Below are 12,487 nucleotides of genomic sequence, written 5' to 3' on the forward strand. Positions count from 1 at the left end.
CGCTTGCAATGGACGGGTAGAAGATGAAATGGATTGCAGCGCTGCAAGAGCAGAGTGGTGGCGTGCCGGGCGTTCTCTCTGAAGTCGTGGCTACCGCGGACTCGCTGATTGGGGGAGACCGTGAGCGCGAAGTGCTTGCCGAGGCGCGCTCTCGGCTTACCCCGGGAGGCATGTGTTCGATGTACCAACTCCCACCCGACGGTCACGTCGAGTCAATCGAGCAGGCCGCAGCTTCGGCTCTATCCGCACCGAAACTGCACCGCTACAGTTACCGCTCTGGCAGTGCGAACAGTGACGTCGACGACGCGGAGGAACGCCTCGGGGTCAAGCTGCCGCCTTTGTGGCGTCGGTATCTGACGTCTCCAAGCTTGTTTTCGGCCGGGTGGTTAGCCAGTGGTGAGTTCGTCGCGATCTACCCGCCGAAGGACATCGTTGACGTCACCAACGCGTACTACGAGTGGGTTCCACGCAATGGTGCAGTCATGGTAGCCGGCGGCGCTGGCGGTTCGGAGTGGCTGCAATTGGACACGGTGGCGGGCGATGATAGCCCGGTCGTGCTACTTAGCTCCGGCGGGCAAGGCTGGGAAGACACCATTATTCAGACCGACTCGATCGACGAGTTCGTTAGCCTCATTGAGGCTCATCGGTTTCAGTTCGCGTTTGACGATCGAATGCACTATGAGCCGCGTCGATAGGTGGTGCAAGGCCCTACAGGGTGGGCAGCCCCTTGTGGTGACGTCTGCGCTGTGCTCGGGTGAATCCACGCGTGTCCCGGTGATTCCGATCCAAACAAGTCATGACCTTCGATATCACGGATCCGGAAAATGAGTGTGAGATCTGTCTTCGTCCGCTGGTCGTGCGTGGGCCTGGCTCTCGGTCTTGTCACGATCGGGCTTTGGTATACAACGCGTTCCCCTAATGTTGCGCTGGTCGCTAGCGGTACGTCGGGAGATTCGCTCGGTTTGAACCTCGTCACCGAACCCCTGCTGCTGGCAATCCCCGTCCTGTTCGCTCTCGGGTACGGCCTGACGGCAGTTCTGGCTGCCCGCAAGCCCGAGCTCGGGAGGTTGATCCATTGGCTCTTACCCGTTGTGCTGGTCATTCCGGTCGCGGGTTGCCTGTTGGCTCTACCGCAACACTATGAACTCGTTCCGTCAGGTGAAGCGGGGCACTATCCGCAGATCCCTGCGGCGGTGGTTGCGATAGGGATCGCAATTCTCGCGCTTGCAGTGTCGGTGGTTTGGGGGTTGCGTGACAGAAGCAAGAGTTCGACGCGCGCATATCGACGGGAATAAGTGATATGGACAGCGATCTCAGTCTCGTGACTGTCATGGGTGCTCTCATGGCGGTGCTGATGATCATTCTGGCTATTGTTCTTACCAGGGTCGATCGCCGGTGAGGACCGTGCTGCACCGAGTCGGACCGATCGTGCTGGGGTTGATGTTCTTTGCAGCGGCCAGCATTGCTGGGTGGTGGGCTGCTGTGTTTGTGGTGTCAGTTGCCGGCCTCGTCAATACTGGCGTGTCTATCGCTGCCTGCGTCGTGTTGTCCTGGGCCGCAGTGATAACTGCGGTCGTCGTGCCGTGGCGGGTGCGAGTGTGGGCGTTGTCGGCCCTCGTGGTCGGGTTCGCTTGCGGGGCCGTGGGTGGCTCGCTGTTTTGGGTATTTGTCGCGATTCCCTTCGGACAGGAGTTGCAAGACTTCGGATGACAGCCAAGAGGGACGGATAGCCGCGGCTTCGCTACAGTCTTATGGGTCCGTGACGACGACCATTCGGCACTTCTGTTAGTCTCAACAAACGTTGAGGGTGAAAGCGCACTATTGATTCTTGAGGGGACGCATCGTGGCGAAGCAAACGGTCGTGCAGTACATCGACGATATCGACGGTAAAGAGCTGAAGGAAGCGGTCACCGTGCAGTTCGGTGTCGACGGCAAACTGTACGAGTTCGACACGTCGGCCGCGCACGCCAAAGAGTTCCACAAAGGACTGGAAAAGTACGTCGCGGCATCGCGGCGTGCCGGCATCGCCAAGGGCCGCAAGAATCTCGTGCTCGGCAAACGATCCAAAGAGCAGACCCAGGCGATCCGGGATTGGGCTCGTCAGAACGACTACGAGATCAGTGAGCGAGGGCGTATCCCGCTTGAGGTGATCGAGGCATTCGAGGCCGCGCACTGACATCCGAGATAGGTGAAAGGCGGAACGAGAGGCAAGGCACGGGCAACGAGATGCCGTCAGGGATGCGTCGCGCCGCGTGTTTGCTCTACGCTGCCCGCCGCATCCTCAAAAACAGATCTTCGAATGCTGCAACTTCGGATTCGAGCCAATCATCGTAGTTGCGGAAGTGGCGCTGTCGCCCGCGAATTAGGCGGGGACGACGGATATCGAGCACGGCGGTCGACCCAGGAGGCCGGTCGAACGCAAGTTCCATGATCCGCGTCATCGCCTGAGCCGCATTGTCGTCGAGATCAGGGGCTCGAAGGTAGGTCGAGGCGAGTACCTCGCGACGCTTGATCGACGTGGTCAACAGTTGTGAGACTCGGATCGATACCGAGCCGCTGGTCCAAGAGCCGCGTAGTCCAGAGACGCTGGCCTCGCTTCGGGGCGACCAATGTTTCCAGCCCGTAGCTATCTGGGTGTAATGGCTGCGCTTGGCCTCTGTAGCGTTCCTGATGGCAAGTTCGAGCGGGTCGTCGGAGCCTGCAGCTACCGAGTTCTCAAGCGCCGTTCTGATCCGCTTGTAGAAATCGTTCCGCGGATCATAGGCGTTCTCGTAGATCTCGACTGCATTCTTGACCGCTCGAGTCCGGTCGGCCGGAGTCGCGGCGCTGAGGAAGGTCGACAGAGTCCACAAGCTGACGTCGATGATTTCATCGGGCATCATGCACCTGCTGTTGCGTCGCGTCCGTCGCCGAACGCGACGAACTACACCATTGGCAGTTATACACCTGGATCCTGACAAGGCGGAGTGCCAGCGAAGTCCACTCGCTCCTGTCGCGACCCATCCACTTCGTTGAGGATTTCACATCGGTTGTGGCAGTGAATAATTGCTAAAATGGATGTAGACATGAGTGATAAACAAGTTGATCAACTGTTCAAGTACATGCAGACCGAGTTCCGCAAGGTTCATGACAGTGTCGGTTTGCTGGGGGAGCGCGTCGACCTACTGACGGTGAATCTCAATGAGGCTGAAGGTCGGCTGGGTGCTCGGATGGATAAGCTCGAGGCGAAATTCGACAGGGTGGATGATCGTTTTGATCGCGTCGACAAGCGGTTGGATGGTCTGGAGAACCGCGTCACCGAGATCGATGACAAGCTCGGTGAGATCCAGAACGCAATCGGAGATGAGTTCAATACCGTTCATGGGCGCCTCGACCGGCACGAGACTTGGATCGGGCAACTCGCCAGCAGCACCAAGGTCAATCTCAAGCCCCAGCCGTAAGGGCCGTATGTCAGATCGATCGCCTACCGTCGCAAGTATGAATCAACTGTTCGACCGTGATCGGTATGACCGTGCGCTCGCGGAGGGTGCCGAGGAGTATCGCGACGTCATCGACATCTTGGGACTCGCGGGGATAGACCTCAAGTTCACCCAGACGGGCGGGATGTGCGCTGCGCTCGAAGCTGAGATCGATGATGGACAGTATTCACTGCTGATCACCGACGCTGACGAACCGTTGGCCTGGTACCGAACTGAGAAACGCGGATGGGGCGTTGGCGTCTACGAGACTGAGGATGCGAGCGAGGCCGTGTGGTTTGAAACCACGGAGAACAGCGATATTGAAAGTTTGATCGTGCTCGTTGACCGCGCGTTGCGGCGCTAGATCGTACGGTCGCTAGTGCTTCACAGTAAGGACATGAGTGATGGGTGAATCGGGGGACATCACCTGGTTGGCGAACGCGAAGGGCGAGATCGCGCTGGGTGTCCGCCGCATCGACGATGACGGTGATCACGCGCTCGAGCTGCTAGGCGCCGACGGCCAGATATTGGCCCTTGTTCGACGCGAAGACGCGGCGAGGCTCGTTGAGAAGCTTCAGACTGGGATCACGTTCACGGACCTGGTTGGTGACCCATCCTTTAGCCTCGATCTTGGCGATCTCTAATGTGGCCCGCGCAGCTCCTTAAACGTCGTCGGCGTAGTCCCATACGGTACTGGTCATGCCGAACTTGCAGCTGTTGACACGAGACAGTGTCCTAGGCGCGATTGCCGAATGTGACGCCCTCGGTAGGGATGCCTTTCTTGAGCGAAACACGTTCAAGGAAGCGCGAGACTACTTTCTCATCCACGACGGCCGCGCGTACGACTCGAAGGCGATTGCCGGGGTTGCCTATGGCGCTGTAGGCGGGGCGCGCCTGGCATCGTCTGACTTCACCGGTGGTCTCGCGGTCGCCGAAGTACTGCGCAAGTTAGGGTTTCACGTCACAGGGGTGACTGACTGGACGCTGTCCGAACTGTTGCTCGCTGCTGCACTCTTGGAGGACAACGGCTGGCGCCGGACGCTGCGTGCTCATGAAGAGGCGGTCATCGAGTTGTCGCGCATCCTGCGGGATCGGAATCCGGAACTGGCGATCTCGCCAACGTTTCGCAGCCCAGGCTCCATCCAGAGGAAGCTCGAGGATCTCCGGACGTCCCGCTCGGACTACGGGGGAGCGGCGACGCGCGGAGGCAGACTGACCGAGCAAGTGGCACTGGCCTTCGAGCGGGATCCGCGCCGAATGATGGAACTTGCCCGTACGGTTCAATCCGACTCGAGTTTTGCGGTACCGGATCCCGAGGGTGCGGCCCCGGTGGATACTGCAGCAGAAGGGCTTGTCCATGCCGTCGAAGGGCGGCTGGTGAGGCGCCTCGTGGCGACACGAGAGCGCGATCCGCAGCTACGTGCCGCCAAGCTTCGGGCGGTGCGTTCTGCGGGTAAGCCGATCGCCTGTGAGGTCTGTGCGTTCAACTTCGGCAAAATGTATGGCGCTCACGGCAATGGCTACATCCAGGTGCACCACGTCATGCCGCTGCACGCCTCGGGCGAGGTGACAACCACACTCGACGATCTGGTGCTCCTGTGCGCCAACTGCCACGTGATGATCCATCAAGGTACGGGGTGGAAGACCCCGGATGAGCTTCGGCAACTCGTTGAGTCTGGCCAACGGTGACCGACATACTGGCGGAGTGATGAGTCGAACACGGGTAGGTCTCTTGGTGCTCGCCAGCTGCACCCTGATCGCCGGGTGCGGGAGCAGCGACGACAGCAGGCCGCCCGAATCGTGGGGAGACGTCTTGCAGGCCATAAACGCTGCAGAATCGACGACCGTCCAAAGTGGCGGATCGTCCCCATCGGCGACTGCGCCGCCGGCCGCCTCGGCGGCGCAGTCGCCGGTGCTCACCTTCAATCCCGCAATGGTCCGGGCCCAGGGAGTTACCAAAGAAGCCAAGGGCGGCCAGTCGAACGTTCGATTCGTCGCGGGTAGCCGGGACGCTAAGCAGATCGGACAGCTGGCCCTCGACTGCGTCAGGCACTTCACGAAACAAACTGAAGCTGCCTACTGCTACGCCTATGGAACCGAGGCAGACTACGCGGTCAAAACCCCGGACTGGACGCCCGAGTTCGACGAGACCATCTACGGCGGCTCCCGGCCTTGCTGGGTCGCGCAGGGTGGGCAGTCTCTGAACGACCACGAGCCCGCGCTCATGGTTGAGTCCCACAAGGTTCTGTATGACTCGAGCGACTGTCCCGGCGGCGTTCGATTCTGACGACGGCCGCTACCGGCCTCGCTTCTCGGCCATCCGAATCGTACGAACAACTACGCTGACCATGTCGTCGGTGGACTCATGTTCCCAGAAGCGGATAACCGTCCAGCCGGCGTCTTGGAGCAGCGCAGTCTGAAGGCGATCGCGTTCTACATTGCGAGCCAGCTTCGGCGACCAGTACTCGGTGTTGTTCTTCGGTCTCTGTCCATGTTTCGGGCAGGAGTGCCAGAAGCAGCCATCGACGAAGACGGCGATGCGCAGACGCGTGAAAGCGATGTCGGGTCGGATAAGCTTGCCGCCGGTTCGAATGGGGAAGTCCTTGCGGTACCGCTTGCCGCGGGCATGCAAGGCGCGTCGCAAAACGATCTCTGGTTTGGTGTCAGTCCGGCGGATTGCGGCCATATTCCGCGACCGTCCGGGTGTTGTCGAGTACGCCGCTTGGGCGGGGCTCGGCGAGCCGACGTGATGTGCCGAGGGCATTGCCATACGGTACGGACTAGCAACTGTTGCATCCAACGTGGTGCGTCGGTACTGTATCGAACAGGTGTTCGATCGTAGTTAAGGAGCTGCAGGTGGCGGGCGATCTGAGTTGCCTCGAGATCTGCGCGGGTGCTGGCGGGCAATCGCTGGGGCTCGAGCAGGCCGGGTTCGGGCATGAAGCTGCAGTTGAGATCGAGCGTGAACCGTGTGAAACGCTGCGGATCAATCGACCGGACTGGAAGGTCATCGAGGACGACGTCCGCGAAGTGAACGGACGAGACTTCCGAGGGATCGACTTGCTCGCGGGCGGCGTCCCGTGTCCGCCTTTCTCGATCGCCGGGAAGCAGTTGGGGCAGGATGACGAGCGCGATCTGTTTCCGGAGGCCCTCCGACTCGTGGAGCAAGCCAAGCCCTCTGCGGTAATGCTCGAGAATGTCCGGGGGCTGTCGACGGCGAAGTTTCAGCCATACCGCTCCTTCATTCGCCAGCGGCTCGCGGATCTTGGCTACGAGACGGAATGGCAAGTCGTCAACGCGTGTGAGTTCGGGGTTCCCCAGCTTCGCCCTCGATTCATACTCGTGGGCCTGCGCAAGACCTACATGAAGAAGTTCTCTTGGCCGGCCCCGGAGGGGAGCGCTGCAACCGTTGGCGAGACCCTTCGTCCTCTTATGGCGCGTGATGGATGGGTTGGCGCGGAAGAGTGGGCCGAGCGCGCCGACGGCATCGGCCCAACGATCGTCGGCGGTTCGCGCAAGCACGGCGGGGCCGATCTCGGGCCCACCCGGGCGAAGGCCGCCTGGCTCAATCTCGGCGTGGACGGGAAAGGGATTGCGGACCACGGACCTAACGAGCTCACGCCTGCCGATCACGTCCCCAGGCTGACGCTCGAAATGGTTGCTGCAATCCAGGGGTTCCCGACAGACTGGACGTTCTTCGGACGAAAGACCGCTGCTTATAGGCAGATCGGCAACGCGTTTCCGCCGCCCGTAGCGGCTGCAGTCGGCAACGCGATTAGGGAATCGCTCGGCGCGAAAGCGGCTAGACGAGCTGTTCTAGGACTTTGAATTCAATCGGATAGTTCTAGGTATGTCGTCTGGCCACGGCGCCGACTTCGTGAGTTGGTAGTCGACGCGGACTCGAGCGCCGACGCGCTTCTTCCTAAACCGGTAATCCCACCCTAAGTCGCGAAGCTCGCGGAGCCGCCGGTGCCAGTCGTCCTGTGGCTCTTTCGCGCTTGCGACAGCCTCTAGTAGGTCCGACGATACCCAGCCGCCACGCCCGAAGGCGCGGAGGAGTTCGCCCAGTCGTTGCCTCGGGTCGTCCCACCCTGCAGCCTGCTTGATCTTCTCTTCGTACGCTGTGAAAGTCGAGAACAGAGCGCTCTTGTCGTGATTGCATTCGGTGCAGAGGGGCTGGAGGTTCTCGAGCACTGTCAGTCCACCCCAAGCCCGAGGGAGCCGGTGGTCGACTTGAAGCTCGACGCCATGCTTGAGCGGCGTCTTCCCGCACATAGCGCAGCGTTGATGTTGGAGTACCTGCGCTCGCAGTGCTCCAGTCACCTGGCTGTCGGCAGCAGTCGATGTGGCGGTCGGTTTCAAGCCGACCAGTAGGTAGCCCGGCCTCCGGCCGCTACCAACCTTCCGGATCTCGAACAAAGGCGCAAGCTCGCGCCTTCGCCGACCCGGATTGGAGTGGGATTCACCGCGGACCTCTCTGAGATGCTCCTCGATCTGAACCTGCGTTGGCGGGTTGTTCCGGCGATCGTAGAGATATGCATAGATTCGTCGAGATTCTCTCCTAGGTAGAATTTCCGCCAGTTCATCGCTGTCGGGAAGCGGTAGGGGAAGGAATCCCTCGTCGGCTGTCACGCGGGGAGGATATCCGTTAAGTAGGCGCAGGTCTCAGCAGGCGACACGAAGTAGCTGAACACAGGAAGAGGTCCAACTCGGTGGTGTCGCGGCCGGGACGCGTCTCGATTCGTGCGCGTGGCCGATGTCCGCATAGCATTCGCGCGCGATACGGTACGCGGATGACGACGGGTGGCCTCTTCTCGCTCGAAGCGCCGGACAGGGCTCTCGACGAGGTGGCTAGGGAACTTAGACGGCTCGATCCTGACGGTTCGCGGTGGGCTGCCGTCATCCGTCACACCTACGACATGATCTACAACGGCCAGGAGACCGGACGCTACCGGTGGGATCAGCTCATGAAGACCGAGAAGACCCACTTCGGAACTCTCTTCGAGATCAACGCGCAGCGTGAGTTCGGTTTCGAGGGGGGAGACGCCACTGACTACCGGATCGCGGGCCATGAGGTCGACGCGAAATGGAGCCAGACTGTGGGGGGATGGATGCTTCCGCCCGAAGTGTTCGGCGAGCTGGCGCTCGTCGCGACAGGGGACGATTCGAAGTCGACATGGTCCCTGGGCTTAATTCGGGTGACTGCAGACGTGCGCCGAGTCGGCTACAACCGGGACAAGAAGAGCCAGCTGAACGAGCTTGGCAGAAATCTGATCCGCTGGCTATGGAGGGGCGCAGATTTGCGACCGAACGTTCTCCTACAGCTTCCGCGAGATGCGGTTGACTACATCTTCAGTCATCGATTCGGCACACAGCGTACCAACCAGTTGTTCCGTGCCGCTGAGGGCATGATCGTACACCGAAACAGTGTTGCAACAGTGAGTCGTCAGCTCGACCACCAGAAACGCGTACGCTACAACGGCGGTGCAAGATCAGCCCTTAAGCCTGAAGGCTACGTTATTCTCAGCGGCATGTATCACCGCGATCTTGCAGCTGCGCTGGACGTTCCGGTGCCAAAGACCGATGAGTATGTTTCTGTAAGGCTCGTGCCGAGTAATGACCAGTCCGCAGTGCGCATTGATGGCGACCTGTGGCGTCGAGCTCGCCCCGGAGACGTGGTTCATACGCCAGCGCCCAGCATCAGCGAGGAGCGGTAAACTGTCGCCGTCCGTCTTTCGATTTCGGGCACGCCAACTCGCGGACCGATCCCCAAATAGCACAGAGTTTGCACCCCTCAGGCCGACCTCACGGACAGGACTGTGATTTGACTCCAGAGTACCGCGAGATCCCGCTAGAAGATCTCACTTTCGATCCGCAGAACCCCAGGTTTCCCACTCATGTTGACGGCGAGGACCAGAACGACGTACTGAGCTTTATGCTCAGGGATGCTGGATTGATTGACCTGATGCGATCGATCGCTTCTCAGGGGTTCTTTCCTGGTGAACCTCTGCTCGTTTGTCCGGCTGGCGGCGGAGGCACCTCGTTCCAGGTGATTGAGGGCAACCGGAGGCTTGCAGCGACCAAGCTCCTCGCTGATCCACAAGCGGCGCCCACGAAAAGTAGGTCGGTGCAGACGGTGGCGGGCTCAGCGAAGTCTGAAGTCAGACGACTACCGTGCTTAGTTTTCGAAGGCCGTAACGATATTCTAAAGCATCTTGGATATCGACACGTCACTGGGATTAAGGAATGGGATCCGCTAGCGAAAGCGCGCTATCTTGATCAGCGTTATGGCGAGTCCGAAGGCGAATCCACCGAGCGATTCAAGGAACTCGCCCGGAGTATCGGGAGTCGTTCCGACTACGTTGGTCGACTGCTCTGCTCGCTGACGATATACAATTTTGCTTCTGAGCATGACTTCTTTGATATCGCGGGCCTTACCGAGCAATCCGTAGAATTCTCGCTGATATCATCTGTCTTGGCCTACAGCAATGTGGTTGAGTATCTCGGTCTCGAGAGCAGTCAGGACCTGCGTTCGGAAACGCTTAATCGTAGCCACGTAGAGAACATCTTCACCTGGATCTTTAGGAAGGGGCCGCGTGGTCGGACGGTACTTGGCGAATCACGGAATATAAGAAAACTGTCTGAGGTCATTGCGAACGACAATGCGCTCAGGCTATTAGAACAGGGAGCGTCACTCAGCTCCGCATTTGAGCAAATTGAGAGTAGTAGAGAGTTTCTCGAGTACGTCGAGAACGCTCATCAGGCTCTTGTGCTTGCCAGAGGGGCCTTGCCGAATGAGTCCCTCGATGAACCGGCAATGGAGGCGGTTGGGCGCGTCGCAGATTTAAGTAGCAGGCTACTCGCAGACGCTGGTCGGCAGCAGGCTGGGGGAGGTTCATAGGTGGGCCTTCTTGGCAACCTATCTCGCCTACCCGGTTCATATGAGCGACATCGGTGGGCGGATTGGGCGGAATTGCTCTGCCTCAATTCGGCTGAGGGGGAGCTGAGCGTGCACGATCTGGCGGCTGCAATTTCGCAACGTGAAGAGTGGCGAGGGACGGAAGCATTCGATGACCCCTCCCCTAAGGAGGACGAGGCTGATCCATTCGCTCGAGGCGAGGATGACGACCCCGAAGATAAGTGCATTAGTGAGGCCCGGGAGATTTTAGCCTACATGACTACGCGTCAAGTCAGTTTCGGCTCCGCATATCCATTTGCTGTCTCGGAGGATGGAACCCTTGTTCGCGTGAAAGGGGAAACGGAATGGCGAAATCTATATCTGCTACTTCTAATCAGCTCGAGTCTTCGCTATGTGCCTGACAGGTCTGCACGATCAAAGCTTACTAGTATTTTTGAATTCGTGTGCTTCGTAGCACTGAAGCGCCATCTAGGCGATTCGGCAGAGACGCACATATTCGGCAAGAATTCTCTTGGTGTTGGCTCGCGATACACTGGTAAATTGCCAGATAAGCTGAGGACGCTTGCTGCGGACCTGAACGAGAGAACTCGCTTCCTCGAGACAGAGTTCAGGACTAGTGACGTCGGCGATAATGGTTTAGATATTGTTGCCTGGAATGGCTTCGGTGACGATGTCAATGGTCTAATAGTTTACTTTGGGCAATGTGCATGTACGCCGAAATGGGTGGACAAACAGCACAGTGTCAGTGATGACTCGTGGTACGGGATCATGTCGCTTCTCGCGAAGCCTGTGCCCATCTGCTTCATCCCTTTTGACTTCCGGCAGGCGGACGGTTCTTGGTATAAACCATCCGCGATCCACAGAGGCGTTCTAGTGGACCGCCGCCGCCTTCTCGTAATGCTCGGCACCAGCCAGGACGGCTCAACACTCGAGGGTACATTTTCGGGTGAGCACTATGAACTTCTGGACTTGGGGTCCATTAGTGAGGAGCGGAACGCCGGACTTGATGACCTTTAAGGTGCGCTGCCCGGGTGAAGGCAGAGTCACGAGGGTATGCCGTGGCCTGAGCAAGTAGATCATCTACTCGCTGTCAGCTCGACACTGAGAGTCTCCATCTCTCCGGTGGCATGACCAGCTGTCCTCCGCGGTATCGCTTGATCGCAGTTCCACAGCCCCGTGCGTCCAGCCCAAACCGTGTGCCGATCTGCTGGCACGATAGTCCCTCATCGGCCAAGCGCCGACCTCCTGGATGTCAGCGTCGGTCATGCGGTGCGGCGTGGTGTCGAGGCAGCCGTGTTAAGGGTCCGTCGCACGCGTCGTGTCTGGTCTGCAACGACGAGCCGCGCCACCTGTTCGACGTTGCGACATTGGTGCCAGAGCCCCACCGTCCGTCCTCGACCTGCGCGGCCGTCTTCTGTTTCGTGGGCACGGGTAAATGCGCGTTTGTGGAGCGCAGTCACCCTGAGAAGCTTCTTCCAACAGCCCCGTAAGCCCCTCGCCTGCAGAGACGGGATTCAAGTATGCTTGCCCTGCGGGACACCAGGTCGAACGTAGGTTCGAATGATCACGACAATCAACATGGGTCACGTCGTATCGATGTGGCCTTTCTCGTGTTTCTAGCCAAATCGTGTCGCACCCACTGGTTATGCTCTGAACTCTGTGGATGTGTTTCGAGTCCTGGCAGGTAGTTGAGTCTCGGTACATGTTCCCGTGAGCTGCGCTAACAGATTGGGCTTGCGCCGAAGGAAGGTCTTATTTTCAACGTAACAACCAGCTGGGCGGTGTGGACGACACAATCTTCGAACGGTATTGAATGAGTTTGCATCAGCTCTTTCTGATTACGTGACATAATGCAAATAGAAGGATTTACATGAGAGTCAGCCGTATAGATATCGAGAACTATCGCGAATAAAGGAATTAAGCTGGGTGGTGCCCAAGGATCACCGCCTGTTGATGCTGGTTGGACCGGGTGACAGTACGAAGTCTACGACAATGAGCGAAACTCCATTTATGCCGCTCGAATTGATCGCCAGGATGAGGCGCTTCCGCATCAACCCGCTGCCCACTTGGCTTCAGGAGCCTCCACCCACGTGATGAGAGACAAGGACGT

At 59.1% G+C, this 12,487-nt stretch carries 16 protein-coding genes; 13 read left to right on the forward strand and 3 right to left on the reverse strand.

Features of this window, described 5'->3' with window-relative positions; genetic code table 11:
• Window positions 1-23: 23 nt before the first annotated feature.
• The 4 genes from QSJ19_RS03080 (at window position 24) to QSJ19_RS03095 (ending at window position 2,176) form a co-directional block, all read left to right on the forward strand.
• Window positions 24-695, forward strand: coding sequence for an SMI1/KNR4 family protein (locus tag QSJ19_RS03080; RefSeq protein WP_286318246.1), 672 nt, complete (start codon window positions 24-26; stop codon window positions 693-695).
• Window positions 696-962: 267 nt separating this feature from the next.
• A complete protein-coding gene (locus QSJ19_RS03085) occupies window positions 963-1,295 on the forward strand; it encodes a hypothetical protein (protein WP_286318247.1) in 333 nt (110 codons plus the stop codon).
• A gap of 100 nt (window positions 1,296-1,395) precedes the next feature.
• Window positions 1,396-1,710, forward strand: a complete 315-nt coding sequence (locus QSJ19_RS03090; RefSeq protein ID WP_286318248.1) for a hypothetical protein — start codon at window positions 1,396-1,398, stop codon at window positions 1,708-1,710.
• Between the two features lie 133 nt (window positions 1,711-1,843).
• Window positions 1,844-2,176: a histone-like nucleoid-structuring protein Lsr2 gene (locus QSJ19_RS03095; RefSeq protein WP_286318249.1), complete on the forward strand. Its 333-nt coding sequence runs from the start codon at window positions 1,844-1,846 to the stop codon at window positions 2,174-2,176.
• Window positions 2,177-2,261: 85 nt separating this feature from the next.
• Here QSJ19_RS03095 and QSJ19_RS03100 read toward each other — a convergent pair whose 3' ends face one another.
• The gene (locus QSJ19_RS03100) at window positions 2,262-2,879 is read right to left on the reverse strand and encodes a hypothetical protein (RefSeq protein ID WP_286318250.1); all 618 of its coding nucleotides are present in this window, start codon (window positions 2,877-2,879) and stop codon (window positions 2,262-2,264) included.
• 186 nt (window positions 2,880-3,065) lie between these two features.
• On the opposite strand from QSJ19_RS03100, the gene QSJ19_RS03105 reads away from it, so the two are divergent.
• The 5 genes from QSJ19_RS03105 to QSJ19_RS03125 are packed head-to-tail and all read left to right on the forward strand — an operon-like array spanning window position 3,066 to window position 5,745.
• Window positions 3,066-3,440, forward strand: a complete 375-nt coding sequence (locus QSJ19_RS03105) for a hypothetical protein (RefSeq protein WP_286318251.1) — start codon at window positions 3,066-3,068, stop codon at window positions 3,438-3,440.
• Window positions 3,441-3,477: 37 nt separating this feature from the next.
• A complete protein-coding gene (locus QSJ19_RS03110; RefSeq protein ID WP_286318252.1) occupies window positions 3,478-3,822 on the forward strand; it encodes a hypothetical protein in 345 nt (114 codons plus the stop codon).
• A gap of 40 nt (window positions 3,823-3,862) precedes the next feature.
• Window positions 3,863-4,102 carry a hypothetical protein gene (locus QSJ19_RS03115; RefSeq protein ID WP_286318253.1) on the forward strand — a complete coding sequence of 80 codons (240 nt, stop codon included), beginning with the start codon at window positions 3,863-3,865 and terminating at the stop codon, window positions 4,100-4,102.
• A 55-nt stretch (window positions 4,103-4,157) separates the two neighbouring features.
• On the forward strand, window positions 4,158-5,147 hold the full coding sequence (locus tag QSJ19_RS03120) for an HNH endonuclease (protein WP_286318254.1): 990 nt from the start codon (window positions 4,158-4,160) through the stop codon (window positions 5,145-5,147).
• A gap of 16 nt (window positions 5,148-5,163) precedes the next feature.
• Window positions 5,164-5,745, forward strand: a complete 582-nt coding sequence (locus tag QSJ19_RS03125; RefSeq protein ID WP_286318255.1) for a hypothetical protein — start codon at window positions 5,164-5,166, stop codon at window positions 5,743-5,745.
• A gap of 9 nt (window positions 5,746-5,754) precedes the next feature.
• Here QSJ19_RS03125 and QSJ19_RS03130 read toward each other — a convergent pair whose 3' ends face one another.
• Window positions 5,755-6,222: a very short patch repair endonuclease gene (locus QSJ19_RS03130; RefSeq protein ID WP_286318256.1), complete on the reverse strand. Its 468-nt coding sequence runs from the start codon at window positions 6,220-6,222 to the stop codon at window positions 5,755-5,757.
• A 92-nt stretch (window positions 6,223-6,314) separates the two neighbouring features.
• Here QSJ19_RS03130 and QSJ19_RS03135 point away from each other — a divergent pair, with 92 nt between their 5' ends.
• Entirely contained in the window at window positions 6,315-7,286 is a 972-nt protein-coding gene (locus QSJ19_RS03135; RefSeq protein WP_286318257.1) for a DNA cytosine methyltransferase, read from the forward strand.
• On the opposite strand, the gene QSJ19_RS03140 is transcribed toward QSJ19_RS03135, so the two are convergent.
• Entirely contained in the window at window positions 7,275-8,090 is an 816-nt protein-coding gene (locus QSJ19_RS03140) for an HNH endonuclease (protein WP_286318258.1), read from the reverse strand. The genes QSJ19_RS03135 and QSJ19_RS03140 overlap by 12 nt on opposite strands.
• Before the next feature lie 161 nt (window positions 8,091-8,251).
• Here QSJ19_RS03140 and QSJ19_RS03145 point away from each other — a divergent pair, with 161 nt between their 5' ends.
• The 3 genes from QSJ19_RS03145 to QSJ19_RS03155 all read left to right on the forward strand — a co-directional run bounded on the left by QSJ19_RS03145 (window position 8,252) and on the right by QSJ19_RS03155 (window position 11,394).
• Window positions 8,252-9,175 carry a NaeI family type II restriction endonuclease gene (locus tag QSJ19_RS03145; protein ID WP_286318259.1) on the forward strand — a complete coding sequence of 308 codons (924 nt, stop codon included), beginning with the start codon at window positions 8,252-8,254 and terminating at the stop codon, window positions 9,173-9,175.
• Window positions 9,176-9,282: 107 nt separating this feature from the next.
• Complete coding sequence (locus tag QSJ19_RS03150; RefSeq protein WP_286318260.1) at window positions 9,283-10,359, forward strand: ParB/RepB/Spo0J family partition protein; 1,077 nt, start codon at window positions 9,283-9,285, stop codon at window positions 10,357-10,359.
• 108 nt (window positions 10,360-10,467) lie between these two features.
• A complete protein-coding gene (locus QSJ19_RS03155; RefSeq protein WP_286318261.1) occupies window positions 10,468-11,394 on the forward strand; it encodes a hypothetical protein in 927 nt (308 codons plus the stop codon).
• The last annotated feature ends 1,093 nt before the right edge of the window (window positions 11,395-12,487 follow it).

Source organism: Gordonia sp. ABSL11-1, assembly GCF_030315685.1.
Classification (GTDB): domain Bacteria; phylum Actinomycetota; class Actinomycetes; order Mycobacteriales; family Mycobacteriaceae; genus Gordonia.

What these genes read in the sequence shown, in the direction of transcription:
- QSJ19_RS03080 (WP_286318246.1), top strand. Translation starts at nt 24, where the DNA reads ATGAAATGGATTGCAGCGCTGCAAGAGCAGAGTGGTGGCGTGCCGGGC.
- QSJ19_RS03100 (WP_286318250.1), bottom strand. Translation starts at nt 2,879, where the DNA reads ATGCCCGATGAAATCATCGACGTCAGCTTGTGGACTCTGTCGACCTTC.
- QSJ19_RS03105 (WP_286318251.1), top strand. Translation starts at nt 3,066, where the DNA reads ATGAGTGATAAACAAGTTGATCAACTGTTCAAGTACATGCAGACCGAG.
- QSJ19_RS03110 (WP_286318252.1), top strand. Translation starts at nt 3,478, where the DNA reads ATGAATCAACTGTTCGACCGTGATCGGTATGACCGTGCGCTCGCGGAG.
- QSJ19_RS03115 (WP_286318253.1), top strand. Translation starts at nt 3,863, where the DNA reads ATGGGTGAATCGGGGGACATCACCTGGTTGGCGAACGCGAAGGGCGAG.
- QSJ19_RS03120 (WP_286318254.1), top strand. Translation starts at nt 4,158, where the DNA reads ATGCCGAACTTGCAGCTGTTGACACGAGACAGTGTCCTAGGCGCGATT.
- QSJ19_RS03130 (WP_286318256.1), bottom strand. Translation starts at nt 6,222, where the DNA reads ATGCCCTCGGCACATCACGTCGGCTCGCCGAGCCCCGCCCAAGCGGCG.
- QSJ19_RS03145 (WP_286318259.1), top strand. Translation starts at nt 8,252, where the DNA reads ATGACGACGGGTGGCCTCTTCTCGCTCGAAGCGCCGGACAGGGCTCTC.